Genomic DNA, 17,064 nt, shown 5'->3' with positions numbered 1-17,064 from the left:
GTTAAGTTAAATGAAGGCCTTAGTGGTAGGTATTTTTAGTGTATACTTGAATTTTAAAAAATTGGAGAAATGGCAATGAATCCTGATTATCTTAAAGAAATATCTGTAGGAGATAATCTTTATAAAATTTTTGATATAAATAAAGCGGCAAGTGATATTAATCTTGAGTTAAAGCGTTTACCTTATAGTTTAAGGATATTATTTGAAAATGTCCTTCGTCTAACTGGTAGTAAAAAAAACTTGTTACTATTTAAAGAATGGCTTAAGGTTAGAAAATCCGACGCTGAGATACCGTTTATGCCGGCTAGGGTACTGATGCAGGATTTTACCGGAGTTCCTGCTATTGTTGATTTAGCTGCTATGCGTGATGCTATAAAAAAACTAGGGGGTAATCCATTAAAGATTAATCCTCTGATTCCGGTTGACCTTGTCATAGATCATTCTGTACAAGTTGATTATTATGGAACAAGTGATGCGTTTGCTAAGAATGTCAAAATGGAAGTAGCACGGAATCTAGAGCGTTATGAGTTTTTGAAATGGGGGCAAGAAGCATTTGATAATTTTAGAGTAGTACCACCAGGAACAGGAATCTGTCATCAAGTTAATTTGGAATATTTAGCCAATATTGTGTGGAGCAAACAACAAAATGGTGTAACTTTCGCTTATCCGGATACATTAGTTGGCACAGATAGTCATACTACGATGATTAATGGTTTAGCAGTTCTTGGTTGGGGAGTTGGGGGAATTGAAGCTGAGGCAGCCATGCTTGGTCAACCTTTATCAATGATTTTACCAGAGGTAATTGGCTTTAAGTTAAGTGGTTCTTTAAATGGTATGATTACAGCTACAGATTTGGTGCTAACAGTTACCCAAATGCTAAGAAAGAGAAATGTAGTCGGCAAATTTGTTGAATTTTATGGAGATGGGTTAGAATCACTGAGCTTGGCAGATAGGGCGACTATATCAAATATGGCTCCTGAGTATGGTGCTACTTGTGGGTTCTTCCCAATTGATAATGAGACTATAAAATACCTTAATTTTACAGCTAGAGATCAAAATAGAATAAAGCTAGTAGAGCAATATGCCAAGCTACAATCATTATGGTTTGATCCAATAATTACTCCAGAATATACTGATATATTAGAGTTGGATTTATCTACTTTAGAATCTTCCCTAGCTGGTCCAAGACGTCCACAAGATAGGGTTAACCTAAAAAATGCTGCTAGTAATTTTAAAACTGAACTACCTTCTCTAACTAGAGGTGATGTTGATATTGATAAAAAATACTCTGTTGATGAGCAATATAGTATAGGACATGGTGATGTCGTAATAGCTGCAATCACAAGCTGTACAAATACTTCGAATCCTACTGTGATGATTGGGGCAGGCTTGCTTGCTAAGAAAGCAGTAGAACTTGGGTTGATGAAAAAACCATGGGTTAAGACTTCATTGGCCCCTGGTTCAAAAGTAGTAACGGAATATTTAAAAAAAACTGGACTTGACCAGTATCTAAATAATTTAGGTTTTAATCTTGTCGGCTATGGTTGTACTACTTGTATAGGCAATTCTGGTTCGCTTATGCAGGAAATAGAAGAGACTATTGCCGGGAACAATCTTGTTGTTGCTTCGGTGTTATCTGGTAACAGGAATTTTGAAGGAAGGGTACACCCTTTAACAATAGCTAGTTATTTGGCTTCTCCTCCCTTAGTCGTTGCTTATGCCCTAGCAGGTACTATGAACATTGATCTTGAAACTGACGTGATAGGTAAAGGTCATAATGGTAAGGATATATATCTTAAGGATATTTGGCCAACCCACCAAGAGATAAAAGAGTTAATAGATCAATCTATTAACTCTAAAATGTTCAAAGACAAATATAGTGAAGTATTTTTAGGCGATAAAGAGTGGCAAGATATTAAGGTAACTAAAACCGATACTTATAATTGGAGTAAAGATAGTACTTATATTAACAATCCTCCTTATTTTGAAGGTATTGAACATATATCTAGTAGTTTGCACGATATAGAATCTGCTAGAATATTAGCTATTTTTGGCAATTCTATTACGACTGATCATATATCTCCAGCCGGCAATATTAGTAAAACAAGTCCTGCCGCTAAGTATTTAACTGAGCATGGCATTCTACCTCTCGATTTTAACTCTTATGGATCACGGCGTGGCAATCATGAAGTAATGATGCGAGGCACTTTTGCCAATAATAGGATAAAAAACGCCATGTGTCCTGGAATTGAAGGAGGGGTAACTATAAACCAACTAGGTAATCAAGAGAGTATCTATGATGCTGCAATGGATTATAAAGCTCATTCTGTGCCTTTAGTAATTTTTGCAGGCAAAGAATATGGCTCTGGTTCATCAAGAGACTGGGCAGCAAAAGGTACTAGTTTACTTGGAGTAAAAGCAGTAATTGCTGAAAGTTTTGAAAGAATTCATAGGGCAAACTTAGTGGGTATGAGTGTTTTACCGCTTGCTCTTTCTTCTTCTACTGTAAATGACTTAAAACTTGATGGTTCTGAGTATGTCACCATTACTGGCTTGAGTAATGAAATAACGCCTTATGAGCAACTTAATTGTATCATAAAGAGAAAAAGTGGTATAGTTGAGACTATCAAAGTAATATTACAAGTTTTTACAGATAATGAGATAGACTATATAAAACATGGTAGTATAATGCATCTAGTAGTTAAAAATTTAAGAGATGAACATGGATAAGGAGATTAAGAAATACATAAATGCAGGGAAAACAAACCTTATAGTAATATATATATTATTTCTGTGCGGAGTAGTTGCACCATTATTACCTATTATTGGAGCAGTTTTTGCATATATTAATAAGGATATTAAAGATAGACTTTTAGCTAGCCATTACACTTTTATATTACGTACTTTTTGCATAGGATTTATTGGTATTATAATATCTATGATAACCACTATAATACTAATTGGTCCGGTGTTATACGCATGCTTGTTTGTTTGGTTTATATTAAGAATCGCTATAGGTCTCAAATATTTGTTGAATGATACAGGACATCCAAACTATATGACTTACTGGATAAAATAATGTTTATTGAAACCGTACTTGGAAAGCAAACTAAATATGCAGATTTGTATGACAATAGTTTACTATACCCAATCAGTCGTAAATTTGCTAGAGATAGCTTACAGATAGTAGGTTCTTTGCCGTTTAATGGATTTGACATTTGGAATTGTTATGAAGTTTCTTGGTTAAGCCCAAGTGGTAAACCTGAAGTAAAAATATTGGAGTTCATGGTAAGTTGTGAGTCGCCTAATATTATAGAATCAAAATCACTAAAGCTTTATTTAAATTCTTTTAATAATACTAAGTTTGATAATAGAGAGCAAGTAAAGGAATTAATTGCAAAGGACTTAAGTTTGGTATTTCAAGCACCTGTAACTGTTTCTATAAAAGATTTAGAATCATATGAGGGAACAAAGCTGCAGTCCTTTTCAGGCATAAATTTGGATAGGCTGGAGGTGACAATTACTAGTTTTGAGACTAGCCAAAATTTGCCAAAATTATCTGAAGACGATACGCAAGTAGTAAATGAAGTACTATATTCTAACTTGCTAAAATCGAATTGTTTAGTTACTAACCAACCAGATTGGGCATCGGTACAAATTAGTTACAGAGGCAAAAAAATTGACCATAGTTCTTTATTAAAATATTTTGTATCATTTCGTAATCATAATGAGTTTCATGAACAATGCGTTGAGCGTATTTTTTGTGATATTAATAAGTTTTGTATTCCCGATCAATTAACTGTTTATGCGAGATATACAAGACGTGGTGGCATAGATATTAACCCTATACGCTCCAATTGCAACCTAGAGGTTACAAAACTTAGTAATATAAGACATATTCGTCAATAATAATGCTTAGTGGTAGTATCAATTTAGAGTATATTTATATTAAACTCGATAATCAAGTTTTTTAGAATTATTAAAAAATACGTCTATTAGCGAGGAGACCGTAGGTCGACGAAGCAATCCATATGACAAGCTTCATGGATTGCCACGCTCACATACGTTCGCTTGCAATGACGGTTAAGGAAAAGCTTGATTATCGAGTTAAAGTGGAGAAAATATTGGAGAAAATATGGGCAAAAATAAGTTAAACTCGAATAAAAAACTACCTCCGGGTGTTCAATTAAAGGACAATTCAGATAGTTCTGAAATGAAATCTGAAACAATAGACAATTTGGTTAGTCAATTATCGAGATTATCAAAAGAGTATACTGATATAGTAAATTCTGCAATTTCTAAAAACTTAGCAGTTGTTAATAATCGTATTAGAATAACCGAAGATATATTTAGTCAACTCTTATCATCGATGAGTAAAGGAATGCAGGATAATGTTGTACTTACTAAAGATTTGTTGAAATGTAATGGGTTACTAGATTTAGCTTTGTTACAGCGGAAAATGTTTGAAATATATTGTACTAATATGATGAATTCTTCCATTGAGGTTGCTCGTAATATACGGAAATTTGAATAGGTAGTAAGTTTGGCACAATTCCAAAATTGAGGTTATTTAAGAGTGTTAGATGTTTGAGCAATTACTTGATTTTTCTTCTATATATTTTATTATGCAAGGGATGGTAGTAACACTGAAATACAGTATAGTTTCAGTGTTATTAGGGTTGATTATTGGTATCTTACTAGCAATTTGTAAGGTAAGTAAAAGTTGTGCGTTAAGACTGTTTGCTAATTTCTATACATCTATTTTTCGTGGTACTCCGTTACTTATACAACTTAGCATAATTTATTTTGGTTTACCTAGTGTAATTGGCATTAAGCTTGGTGTCTTCGTTGCTGGTAGCATAGCTTTCTCATTAAACTCCGGGGCATATGTTTCGGAAATAATTAGAGCTGGAATTAATAGTGTTGATAAAGGACAGATTGAGGCAGCTAAAGCATTAGCTATACCCGAGAGATTAATGATGAAAGATATTATCTTGCCCCAAGCCATAAGAAATATCTTACCTTCACTGGTTAATGAGCTTATTAATTTAATCAAAGAATCATCGATTATATCAATGATCGGTGAAATGGATTTAATGCGTAGAGCTCAATTAGTATCGCTTGAAAGTTATACTTATTTTACCCCTATGTTAATAGCAGGACTTTGTTACTATGTTATGGTAATAATTATCAGTAAATTAGCTAAAATTATTGAGAAAAGACTAGTAATTGGAGCTGAGTAGGATTTATTGATAATATGTACTTAAGTGAAATATGTATAAAACGTCCGGTATTTGCAACAGTGTTGAGTCTAGTGGTTGTTATTTTAGGGGCGGTATTTTTTACTAAACTGCAAATTAGGGGTATTCCCGATATTTCTTTTCCTGTAATAACAGTATATGCAAATTACCCTGGGGCAGATGCTCTTTATATGGAGAAAGAGATAACAACTCGTATTGAAAAAGCACTAAAAACTGTCAAGAACCTTGATACTATCACTTCACAAAGTACTACAAGTAGCAGTCATATAGTTTTAAGATTTCTATCATCGGTTGATATAGAAACAGCCTTAAACGATGTTCGGTCTAAAATATCTGATATAAGTTACATATTCCCCCAAGGTATGAGCATGCCTTATGTTGCTAAGATGGATGCAGATAATTTCCCTAGTTTGTATTTAAGTATCAGTAGTGATGTATATGATGATTTACAATTAACCCAAATTGTTCAAGATAGCGTAAAAACCATTTTAGAAAAACTTGAAACAATAGGTCAGGTTGAGATATATGGTGCTAAAGATTACTCTATGCGTATAGAACCAGACCCGGTAAAATTATATCAGCATAAAATGTCAGTGTTAGAAATTGAGAGTGCTATAAAAAAACAAAATATTTATTATCCAGCAGGAACTATTAAAACAACTGCACGTGATTTTACTGTAAGATTAGATGGCTCTTTAAGTAAACTGGAAGAGTTTGAAAAAATTATACTAAAAGTGAAAGATGCTAATATATTAAAGTTACGGGATATTGCTAAAATATATTTAGCCCCTCCAGATACTGAGGTAATTTTTAGATATAACGGAAAAAACTCGATAGCACTTGGTCTTATAAAACAATCGAAGGCAAACATACTTGATTTATCCAAAGAGGTTAGATATTCACTAGATAAAATAAAAAAAAATCTACCTAAGGGTATAACAATTGATATAGCCCATGATTCATCAATTCCAGTTAGGGCTTCAATCAGATCAGTATTCTTCACTATCATGGAAGCACTAGTTTTGGTTATGGTAGTAATATACCTGTTCTTGGCATCAGTAAAAATCACCCTCATACCATTTGTAACTGTTCCGATATCATTAATTGGTACGTTTATTGTTATGTATTATTTAGGATTTTCTATCAATATATTTACCCTTTTAGCAATGATATTAGCTATTGGTTTGGTAGTAGATGATGCAATAGTAATGTTAGAAAACATTTTTAGGTACAATGAAATGGGGCATTCTCCTATAGAAGCTGCCTTTCTTGCATCTAAGGAAATTGGTTTTGCCATTGTAGCGATGACTATAACACTTGTTTCAGTATTTTTACCAATAGGTTTTATAGATGGATTTATTGGTAAGTTATTCATTGAATTTGCTTGGACCTTAGCATTCTGCGTTTTATTTTCCGGTTTTGTGGCGATTACTTTAACGCCAATGATGGCAAGTCGAATGATTAACAAAAATGTTCAACCTCCTTTAGGGTTTTTAGTTAAATTTGATCAGTTCATTAAATTAGTACAAGGCAAGTATTTGTACTATTTAGATCTTGCTCTTGATCATAAAAAGAAATTCTCACTTATTATTGCACTATCTTTAGTTGTACTAGTTGTTAGTTTTATTTTTGTCAAAAAAGTTTTTATTCCTCAGGAAGATGATGGTTTCTTACAAATTTTCTTCACTGGTCCTCAAGGTTCTAGTATTAAACAATCAGAAAAAATAGTAGCAGAAGCTGAGAAAATACTTAGTCCTCATAAAGATATAGCAGGTTATTTGACAATAATTGGCTCTGGAGGTAGTAACAGTGCTTTTGCTTTCGTACCTCTTAAAGATTGGAAGGAAAGGTTAATGTCACAAGAAGATATAAAAAATATGCTTAATAAGCAATTTCAACAAATAGCGGGAATGTCGATTTTTGCTCAAAATCCACCTTCGTTGGTTAGTGGTAATGCTAGAAATGCTGTCGAATTTACTTTACAGACCTCACTTGAATATGACGAGTTAGATCAAATATCACAGAAATTCGTTAATAAAATGAAGAAAGATCCAGTTTTTATCAATGTGGGTAGTGATTTAAATTCTTCTATGCCGACAATTGACGTAATTGTTAACCGAGATAAAGCTTATCTGCTTGGTGTGAGTTTAGAAAATATAGGAATAACATTGCAATATTTGCTGGCAGGAAGAAAAATTGGTGATTTCAGAATGGGCAATAATCTCTATGATATAACTATGCAATATAACCTAAAATACCGTAATAGTACCGATCATTTTAGTAAGATACTGATACCAACCAATAAACCAACTAATAATTTGCTGCCATTAAGTGTAGTTGCTAATATGGTTGAGAAAGTGTCTATTGAGTCTTATAACCACTATAATAATTCTAGATCTGTAACGATTTCGTCAGGTTTAGCTCCAAAGCAAAAAATTACCGATGCCATAAATTCGATAAATACTATAGCTGATGAATTATTGGATAGTAGCACAACTACATTAGAATATATTGGAGAGATTAAAAGAATGACAGAATCACAAAGTAATCTTATTGTTACTTTCTTATTTGCTTTGTTGTTTATTTATTTAGTGCTTTCGGCTCAATTTGAAAGTTTTACTGATCCTATATTAATACTTATTGCTGTACCATTCTCAATTACTGGAGGGGTATTAATTCTCTTAATATGTGGTAATACGCTTAATATGTATAGTAATATTGGTTTGATCACTTTAATTGGTTTGATAACAAAAAATTCTATTATGATAGTAGAATTTGCTAATAACTTAAGAGACCAAGGACTAACTGTTAGAGAAGCTGTAACTAGGGCCTCTAGCTTAAGACTTAGACCTATTCTAATGACTACTCTAGCAACTATTTTTGGGGCAATGTCATTAGTGATTAGTTCTGGAGCGGGAGCAGCCGCTCAAAATTCTATTGGTTTAGTAATAGTTGGTGGAATGAGTATAGGAACTCTTTTCACTATATTCGTTATTCCAGTTTTATATCAAAGTTTTAAAAGGGAATATATTCAAATAAATGAATTGAAGAATTAGATAATTTTTTACAAAAATCTATTAGTGGGGGAATAATTTTGATTATACTAGGAATTGACCCATCTTTAGCTGGTATGGGATGGGGGGTAATTGATACCAAGCCTCTGAAATATTTAGATAGTGGGGTCATAAAGACTAAATCAAGCGAAGCAATGCATAAAAGGTTAGCTTTCATTAGCTCGTCCTTGCAAAAGATAATAGTACAATATAAACCTGCTATTGTTGCTATGGAGGAGACATTTGTTAATATAAATAATGTTTCATCTTTAAAATTGGGATATGCTAGAGGAGCAGTCATGTCACTTATAGGAGGATATGATATTGCTTTTCAAGAATTTAAACCTAATGTTATCAAAAAATCTGTAGTGGGTTATGGTCATGCTGAAAAAAATCAGGTTCTGCAAATGATTAAACTTTTACTACCAGGAGCAATTGCAATCAGTAACTTTGATGAAGCAGATGCCCTTGCAGTGGCTTATGTTTGTTGGGCTTATACTTCAAAAACTCCCATAATTGAATTATAGCAATTCTTTACCTTTTGCTTTTTTCATTTTTTCTTCTTCTTTTTGCTTACCTTTAAATTTTGTTAGAAACTCATCTGTTATGTATATAAGACTCATACTAAAGCTAAGGAATGGAGCATCTAATATAATAGTACAACTACCATCGGCAAATCTAATCTCCTTATTACCTAAATTAGGGTTTTGGCTATGGGTGAGTTTGTATTTTTCTGAAAGTAACTCATAAAACTCTGTAAATTTATCGTTATTTATCGTTAAGATGATTGCTTGGATAATATTATCATCATTACATATTACTAATAACTCAGTCAGCCCTTCTAATTTGACATCTCTAACATTAACATAATAATTATATCCATCCCAATGATTCCTCTCTTTTTTGGTAATCTGATATACTTGCTCTACATCCGCTATACTTGCTTTATTTAATTCAAAACCCAATGGAGCTGGATTAGCACTAGTATTTAAACTAAAAATTGAAATAAATAATATGTAGAATAGTCTAGTGATCATAAAAGTTACCTTTTTATATATTAAATAAGAAAATTATAATATATAAATTATCATGATTTTCAACTAATTATTTCATTTAAGCAAAAATAATATACTATCCTCCTAACTACAGGATAAGAAACTAACTTGATGTAAAATAGATACAATTTTATTGAAATTAGATTATAAAATAATATATTCAAAAGTTCTAAAGAAGTCTCAGTTGCAGTCAATTTAGTGTTTGCTATAATCTAGCCAACGAGATATAACAAATCTTGCTGGTATGTTAGTATATACTCGAATGCTTTGAAGAATTGTTTTTTAAAATATCAAGGACAAACGTAACAACGTACCTTATGTACGCCCCGCTTGTTCTTCATTTTTAAATCCCATTCTCTAAATCATTTGAGTATACTAAATACATTAATGTCTGAAATGTTAACAATTTATTTGGAGAGTTGATCATATGAATAAAGGAGAATTAGTAGCATTAATGGCTGAAGCAGGTCATTCAAAAAGTGATGCAGAAAAAGCCCTTACTTGGGTTGTAGATAGTGTACTTAAAGCACTTAGTCGTGGTGAGGACGTTAACCTAGTGGGGTTTGGTTCTTTCCATATACAAACTAGAGCTGCACGTGAAGGTCGTAATCCAAAAACTGGTGAGAAAATGCATATTGCTGCCTATAAACAACCAGTCTTTAGAGCCGGTAAGAAAATGAAGGAAGCCTGTAATAATAAGTAACCTGAGTTCAATACAACAAAACTAGTGTCATCCCTGCCTACGTAGGGGTTGACATTGCTTTTGCCATACAAGTATCATTACTTACGTTGGCATTTCTGACCCATGTTAGGGATAAGAGTTAGTTAATTCTTATCCCGAGTTCGCGTATGTTGGCAAAGCCTAGAAACCTATTTTTTATTATGCCATTAGTAGAATGATCAAAGAATATCTTGAATGTAGATTCAAACAGGCTAGGCTTTATAATAGTTGGCTGATTGATGTTGATGATACCGCAAAAGCTTTAGAAGATTTGCTTATATTTATAGAAAGCAGTTTGATTGTAGATAAAATTCAATTAACAAATCATCCGGATTATCGGTTAGTAGCTAGGGATAATTCTGTGACGAGCAGTGTCAAAGACATATCTATTGACCAAATTAGAGATTTACAGCAATTTTTTTATAGAACATCATCAATCTCTAAATATAGAGTAGCTGTTATTTATCAAGCAGATCTAATGAATCTCAATGCAGCAAATTCCTGTCTTAAACTTTTAGAAGATACGCCAAAGGATAGTTTTATTTTCTTGATTACCTCAAGGGGTGCTGGAATAATAAGTACTATAAGATCTAGATGTGCTAAAATTAACATAAAATCACAAAATCGCTTAGTGGGAAGTGATATATATGTTAAAATTACGACGTATATTGCTAACTATGCAAATCCTAAAGTGAGGTTAGATCTTATCGAAGAGTTTACCAGTAAAAACAAGGAATTATGGGGAGATTTTGCTTGTAGCATGCTATATTTAGTTAATAGAATTACTAAAAAATCTCTCAATATCAATATTGAATTCAATGAATTAGAGAATAAAATATTTAATCAATTGCGTTCTAATTCCCCTGATTATTTGATAACAAAATTTGCAAATATCAAACGAATAATAAATAATACCATAGATTATGACCTAGATCTAAGGGCTAATACCATAGCATTAATAGAAGAGTTATGGTAATTTTGTGAAGGAGGTCTTGACTATCATGAAGATTGCCACAGCACCTAACGGCATTTCGCTAATAGGCGATTTTTTAACTTTCAACAGTTAAGGGGTTGACATCACCCTTAATGGCGATGATTACTTGAGCCTACTATTAATTTATTACATCGATACTTGAGGTTAATATATTTATTTTGTCTTGTTTTAACAAGCAGTAGGAAATCTTTTAAATTTATAATATCTTGTTGTTGATTTATCGTATAAGTTGCCTTTATTTCATTCGGTAAAACTAACGTTAAATCATTTGACTTCATTTCTTGAGTTTGATTTTCTGAAATACTTGGCTCTAAAGTAAATAAATGCTTCTTCTTGATTCGTTTTGCTTCAGACAAGATTTGCTTCCATCTATCTTTACAAGTTGTTTTACTTGCCAGCATTGATAAACCAGTATCTGCAAAATGTATATCATGATATTTGGCAATATTTGGAAAAATAAAATCTGGTTTTGACTTATTTTCTGTTATTCCGCTGTGTGTATACATCACCTTGTTTGCATTAAAAATAAAAGATAAATGATTCTCAAGAGCTTTACCAGCACGAGATTTTCTTGCATTTTGTATAGATAATGAAAATTGTAAGAAGCTGTCAACATCAACATTGTTATTTTCAATAAAGCCATTTTGTAATTTATGAACTATCTTGATCCTCTCAAGAGTTTTGTATAGAACCTCTTCCTTTTCAAATAATCTCACAATTGCAACATCCGGCTCTTCAATTGGGTCAATTTCTTTTTGCATTAACTCTAGTGTGAATTGCGAAAGTTCACTCGTACTTGGTATTTTATTGTCAAATCTTTTCTGCATTATCTCTAAGTAATTTTCATTCAATTCTTGGACTTTTATGCCTAAAATATCCAAAATAAATCGTGATGCAAAGGTAACTTTATTATTTGTATTTTGAATTTTCTTAATCTGAAATTTATTATTATCTTCTATTTTTTCAACTCCAAAGAGCCACATAATTTGTTTTTCTGCAGTGCTGTTATGCTGTGCTATAATTACATGAAACACATCATTTTTTCTTGCAATAGCCAAGAAATCACCTTTCTTCATTCGTTTTGTAGCATCATTTGTTTGGTAATATAGTCGATACTCACTCCTCCCAGTTTTATCATGACTCTTTGCTCTAGCATCGTACCAAGTCAGGAAAGCATCTTGCAAGATATTTTGTGATTCATCTTCGTTTAAGTAAATAAAAGTAGAGTATATTTGCTTCTTTTCGAGTGTATTATTATTGCACAAACGAAACAGTTCTTTTAATGCACGGTCACCATTAAATTCATGTTGATTAGAACCGAGTATCGTATCAACTTTACTTAATGTTTTAAATGCTACTATTTCAAAATAGTCTGATAATAATCCAGAATATAGCACGTTAGTTCTCATGAATTATAGAAATTTTGTTATATATTCTGCAACTTCCCTAACAACTGGAATTACCACAGAATTACCAAACTGTTTGTATGCTTGCGTGTCACTAACAACAATTTTAAAATCATCCGGAAACCCCATCAATCTTGCACATTCCCTAGGAGTTAATCTTCTAGGATTTGAGTTTTCTTGATGTATTAATATTTCAGCCCCATCTTTATAATATCTTGCTGACAGAGTCCTGCTAATGTCATCATCCATGCAAAGACTAAAACCAAAACCATTGCCCTTTGCACGGTGTTTCTTTGCGTAATCTTGTAGATATTGCCACAGTTTGTCCGTAAGGGTATATTTCTTATTAATTTTACCATTTTTTTCGACATAGCCATTAGTAATGTCATCTTTATTTGAATTATTTTGGCAATGAAATATTGTTTTAATTATATGTTTTGTATTGGGCAAATCTATTTTATGTAAATTTATTTTTGCATCTATCCTATTTGCTACTATAAAAAGCCTTTCCCTGTGCTGTGGTACGTAATATCGTGCATCAATAACCCTTTCAGAAACAGTATAACCTAAATCTCTGAGTGTTTTTTTAATAATTGCAAATGTCTTACCTTTATCGTGTGATAATAAATTTTTTACATTCTCTAAAAAGACGATTTTTGGTTTATGGTAGCTGATAATTCTTGTAACATCAAAGAAGAGAGTTCCCTGAGTATTGCATAAAAACCCGTGTGGAATTCCTAAAGAGCAACGCTTTGAAACCCCAGCTATACTAAATGGTTGACACGGGAATCCTGCACATAAAATATCGTGAGGGGGTACATTTTGTTCGTGTACTTGTGTTATATCACCATCAATTTTATGATCACAGCTAAAATTAGCTCTATATGTTTTTAATGCCGATGTATCAATCTCGCTAGTGTAAACGCAGTTACCACCAACAGACTCAAATGATCTTCTTACACCACCAATTCCAGCGAATAAGTCAATAAAAGTAAAGTTATTATACATAAACCTCATTATAATGCAATTAACCACAATATTACAAATATATTCAATAGATATCTTTCGAAATTCTACTTCTGCTGGTAATTTATTCGTGCTACCGGTACTCTGCTTCTCACGTACATCATAGTCCGCTGCGGGTCAAGGTTTCGTGATTTCTTTAAATTCCTTAGCATAAGCAAGTTTGCCAAAGATATCTATTATTCATAGATATATCAAGCGTATTTTTTGAAACATCTATTCCCATAAATATCTTGCTTTTTTCAGTCATTTGCTTTACCTATAATTAGTGGTTGTTTTGCAAAGTTTTGATACATGATTATAAATTCGATCTCTAAAGGATTCTGCTACCGTTCGTATACTCAAATGATTTGGAGAATGGGGACAACAAACAAGGGGTGAGCGTACTAGGCGTACATGAAGTACGTGAGTACGCGAATACCCCGCAAGTATTTGCGAAACCAATTCTTCAAAGTAGAAGAGTATATCATACTTTGTGATTCAAGGGAGGAGGGCATCAATATCCCTTCGGTCTTTAAAGACCTATCTAATTTAAACGGTGTCACTCCTTCCTGACCATATTAACTCCATAAAGAGCTAATATTCAAGATACAATCCAAAAAATAACCTGCAAAGGTCGTTAGATAATATGGATTCCTCTACCTACGCGGGAATGACATTGAGTTAGATGACCTGCGTATGACATATAGTCAATTCAGGAGGATTTGGTGCTAGGAGCGATGGAGCGACGCCTATATGTAATAGGCGAGCGACGAGTGACGACGTCACCAACTTCTCATCAATTGACTATAAAAGATGTAGGGCAACTACTTTTGCTATAAACAAAAAATAAGAGCAATTTCTATGCTAATCAGAAGAATTAAATTTAAAACATATAAACTCATCTCTTACATAATATTACTATTACCATTAATAGTAAATGGTAAGATTATTGATACTAATAGTTTAGACCAAATAAATAAGGACTATGAAGAATTATGCAATAATTATTCCCCTAAAGATATCTTAGTAGTCTTGGCTAGAGAAAAAGTTATATTCAAATCATTTTTCCCTCCAATTATCCAATTGAATAAAAATGAGTTATCTAAGCTACAGGAAATATTCAAATCAGTTAAACCCTCAAAGGATACTTATTTTGATACAATACTGCTTACAGAATACAAAAATGAGTTATTAGATGTCAATTTGCCTAATTTTATAAAAAATATAATGGATAAAGGTAGTCCAGTAATTGTGAGTGATCATGGTTTAACTGGTAACTTTAACAATATAAAGAAACTAGAAATATGGGAAGCTGAGTATTTAAAGAAATTTAATATTGATTTGTCCAATAGTTTCCCACAACATAATTATCTTATTTTTAATAATATGAAGCCTTTTGATAATACTTATCCAACATTTTATCAGGGTATATTGAGTAGTAATAATAATGCCTCATTTCAGTTGATATTAAATTTTTTAATAGAAGTGAAGTTTATGCCAAAAGTTTTAATAATGGTCGATGGGAATTCCAGTGAGTTGACTGCAATGGAAAGTCAACTAAGAAATTATGACGATAATGTGATGTTTATTGGCTATAATTATAAATTATCTGACCAAAAAGAATCAATATTCAATTCTCGTGATTTAAAAAAATCACTTAATGAATTGGTTAATAAGGTAAATGCAGTAAAGAGAAGCAATGACAAAATCAAAGTTAAGAATCAAGAGAGTGTAAATCCATATGATAATAAAAAATAACTTTTTATTAAAATTATTGTTAATTTTTATCATGTTACCATATACAAGTTATGCAATAATTATTCCCACTTATTCTATAGATTCTGTTACGGTAAAAAATTTACTTGAAAAAATTGATGCATCTAGCTTAGTGCTAATCAATATTGATGATACAATAGTTACGCCTAAGTCTAAGATGTTTCGTTATGCTAATCCTTATAGAGGGTTTGTTGAAGAGCTGGCAAGTTTGGCAAAATATCATCCTAATATGGATGAGATAATTGCTAAGTTGCTATTGCAAAGACAAGTTATGTTAGTAGAAGCTAGTTGGCCAAAATTTATCGATAAACTGAAAAGTTCAGGGGCTTTGGTTTTTGGGTTTACTAAAATTAACCCAGCATGTAAACTGATTAAAAATTATGAGGAATGGCAATATGAGCAGCTAAGTAGACTCGGTATTAAATTTACTGATAAAGTTAATAATAAAGAAATATTAAAATTTGATGAAACTGATAAAAGGTCACCAATTTTTCATAAGGGTATAATATTTACCGACTATCTAAATAAAGCTCAGGCATTACGTGAGTTTATGAGTATCACAAATATTTTACCTAATAACATTATTCTCTTTGAGAATAAAAAAAGTGAATTAGATAACATAGATAATTTTTTAAGAACAATTGATCTAGATTGTTATGGGGTAGAATATTTAGCCGTTACAGAATTACAAGGTACTCCACAGGAGGATATAGTGAAATTTCAACAGGAAATATTATTAAAAACAGGAAAGTGGTTAGAAGATGATGAGGCTAAACAATTTATAACAAATAGCAAATAATGAATAATAAATGATGCTTAATTTAATTAAGTCTTTAAAAAGTTTAATTACTGAAGCTGGTGGGATTGCTCTAATTAGAAGAGATTTAGGGTTAATAGTTTCTTATAAAGATGATAATTCTCCCGTGACAAATGCTGATAAGGAAATTAGTAGCTTTATATATGATGGTTTAAAGGACCTAGCACCTAATATTCCTGTAGTTTGTGAAGAAAGAGATATAATTGCTTTGAATAGCAATCAATTTTGGCTGATTGATCCGATTGATGGTACAAAAAGTTATATCAAAGGTGAGGATACGTATACAGTAAATATTGCATTGATAAAAAATGGTATGCCTATTATTGGTTTTATCTATCAACCATCCGTGCAAAAATTACATTATACAGATGCTAATAATGCTTTAAGAATTGAACAAAATGGCCTAGAAACAAGCTTTGATGCCCTACCTAAAACTCATTATAGGGCTGTTGTTAGCTCACATTCGTCAAATTCAGATATCAAGAAATTCCTAAAGAAACATCTAATTACTGAAATAGTTACTATACCAAGTTCAATTAAATTATGTTTAGTAGCAGAAGGGAAGGCGGATATTTATCCCAAGTTTGGTCCAACTATGGAATGGGATATTGCAGCGGGACATGCGTTAATTAAAGCTAGTGGTGGAAATATTGTAGATATAGATGGAAATGAATTAGTTTATCAAAAGAAGAACTTCCAAAATCCTCATTTCTATGCTTATAGTCGATATTTCCCTATCTTTACTTCGTTTTGATATTGATTTATAACCTCAAATATTGATATAATAAATTAATAGTAGACTCAAGTAATTATCGCCATTAGGGGTGATGTTACCCCTACGTAGGCAGGGGTCTAAAATAACTCAACACAAGCTATCTTGGTCATTTTTCTAGATTCCTCCCTACACAGGAATGACATAACGCCTGCAAGGACGACACCATAGGCTATTAAACCGATGTCTTACATCAAACTGATT

General features: G+C 32.1%; 15 protein-coding genes. 12 read left to right on the top strand and 3 right to left on the bottom strand.

Annotated elements, in window-relative coordinates:
• Positions 1-69: 69 nt before the first annotated feature.
• From acnA to ruvC, 7 genes are all read left to right on the top strand, one after another.
• Complete coding sequence (gene acnA / locus ACQH1W_RS03665; RefSeq protein ID WP_425360927.1) at positions 70-2,730, top strand: aconitate hydratase AcnA; 2,661 nt, start codon at positions 70-72, stop codon at positions 2,728-2,730.
• Entirely contained in the window at positions 2,723-3,079 is a 357-nt protein-coding gene (locus tag ACQH1W_RS03660; protein ID WP_342278633.1) for a hypothetical protein, read from the top strand. Before acnA ends, ACQH1W_RS03660 begins: the two co-directional genes overlap by 8 nt.
• Entirely contained in the window at positions 3,079-3,909 is an 831-nt protein-coding gene (gene queF / locus ACQH1W_RS03655; protein ID WP_375332999.1) for an NADPH-dependent 7-cyano-7-deazaguanine reductase QueF, read from the top strand. Before ACQH1W_RS03660 ends, queF begins: the two co-directional genes overlap by 1 nt.
• 226 nt (positions 3,910-4,135) lie before the next feature.
• On the top strand, positions 4,136-4,534 hold the full coding sequence (locus ACQH1W_RS03650; RefSeq protein ID WP_341761188.1) for a hypothetical protein: 399 nt from the start codon (positions 4,136-4,138) through the stop codon (positions 4,532-4,534).
• A 49-nt stretch (positions 4,535-4,583) separates the two neighbouring features.
• Entirely contained in the window at positions 4,584-5,243 is a 660-nt protein-coding gene (locus ACQH1W_RS03645) for an amino acid ABC transporter permease (RefSeq protein WP_341762325.1), read from the top strand.
• A gap of 14 nt (positions 5,244-5,257) precedes the next feature.
• Positions 5,258-8,317, top strand: a complete 3,060-nt coding sequence (locus tag ACQH1W_RS03640; RefSeq protein ID WP_425360926.1) for an efflux RND transporter permease subunit — start codon at positions 5,258-5,260, stop codon at positions 8,315-8,317.
• A gap of 38 nt (positions 8,318-8,355) precedes the next feature.
• The gene (ruvC, locus tag ACQH1W_RS03635) at positions 8,356-8,841 is read left to right on the top strand and encodes a crossover junction endodeoxyribonuclease RuvC (protein ID WP_341762323.1); all 486 of its coding nucleotides are present in this window, start codon (positions 8,356-8,358) and stop codon (positions 8,839-8,841) included.
• On the opposite strand, the gene ACQH1W_RS03630 is transcribed toward ruvC, so the two are convergent.
• The gene (locus ACQH1W_RS03630; protein ID WP_425360925.1) at positions 8,836-9,351 is read right to left on the bottom strand and encodes a hypothetical protein; all 516 of its coding nucleotides are present in this window, start codon (positions 9,349-9,351) and stop codon (positions 8,836-8,838) included. The genes ruvC and ACQH1W_RS03630 overlap by 6 nt on opposite strands.
• Before the next feature lie 445 nt (positions 9,352-9,796).
• On the opposite strand from ACQH1W_RS03630, the gene ACQH1W_RS03625 reads away from it, so the two are divergent.
• Together ACQH1W_RS03625 and ACQH1W_RS03620 are read left to right on the top strand one after the other, a co-directional pair.
• Positions 9,797-10,072 (top strand): HU family DNA-binding protein, encoded by a 276-nt coding sequence (locus ACQH1W_RS03625; RefSeq protein ID WP_425360924.1) that lies wholly within the window; start codon positions 9,797-9,799, stop codon positions 10,070-10,072.
• Between the two features lie 193 nt (positions 10,073-10,265).
• Complete coding sequence (locus ACQH1W_RS03620; protein WP_375333001.1) at positions 10,266-11,066, top strand: DNA polymerase III subunit delta'; 801 nt, start codon at positions 10,266-10,268, stop codon at positions 11,064-11,066.
• 107 nt (positions 11,067-11,173) lie between these two features.
• Here the strand turns inward: ACQH1W_RS03620 and ACQH1W_RS03615 are convergent, their stop codons facing one another.
• Together ACQH1W_RS03615 and dcm are read right to left on the bottom strand one after the other, a co-directional pair.
• Positions 11,174-12,493, bottom strand: a complete 1,320-nt coding sequence (locus tag ACQH1W_RS03615) for a type II restriction endonuclease (RefSeq protein WP_375333002.1) — start codon at positions 12,491-12,493, stop codon at positions 11,174-11,176.
• 3 nt (positions 12,494-12,496) lie between these two features.
• On the bottom strand, positions 12,497-13,498 hold the full coding sequence (gene dcm, locus ACQH1W_RS03610) for a DNA (cytosine-5-)-methyltransferase (RefSeq protein WP_341762319.1): 1,002 nt from the start codon (positions 13,496-13,498) through the stop codon (positions 12,497-12,499).
• An 858-nt stretch (positions 13,499-14,356) separates the two neighbouring features.
• Between dcm and ACQH1W_RS03605 the strand changes: the two genes are divergently transcribed.
• The 3 genes from ACQH1W_RS03605 to ACQH1W_RS03595 are packed head-to-tail and all read left to right on the top strand — an operon-like array spanning position 14,357 to position 16,842.
• Entirely contained in the window at positions 14,357-15,253 is an 897-nt protein-coding gene (locus tag ACQH1W_RS03605) for a DUF2608 domain-containing protein (protein WP_375333003.1), read from the top strand.
• Positions 15,237-16,070 carry a DUF2608 domain-containing protein gene (locus tag ACQH1W_RS03600; protein WP_341762317.1) on the top strand — a complete coding sequence of 278 codons (834 nt, stop codon included), beginning with the start codon at positions 15,237-15,239 and terminating at the stop codon, positions 16,068-16,070. The genes ACQH1W_RS03605 and ACQH1W_RS03600 overlap by 17 nt, the downstream gene beginning before the upstream one ends.
• Positions 16,071-16,080: 10 nt before the next feature.
• Complete coding sequence (locus tag ACQH1W_RS03595) at positions 16,081-16,842, top strand: 3'(2'),5'-bisphosphate nucleotidase CysQ family protein (protein ID WP_375333004.1); 762 nt, start codon at positions 16,081-16,083, stop codon at positions 16,840-16,842.
• Positions 16,843-17,064: the final 222 nt, after the last annotated feature.

This window comes from Candidatus Tisiphia endosymbiont of Stenodema calcarata (genome assembly GCF_964030695.1).
Lineage (GTDB): Bacteria > Pseudomonadota > Alphaproteobacteria > Rickettsiales > Rickettsiaceae > Tisiphia.
Note: the sequence above shows the minus strand (reverse complement) of the source record. Positions and strands in the feature narration are given on the sequence as shown.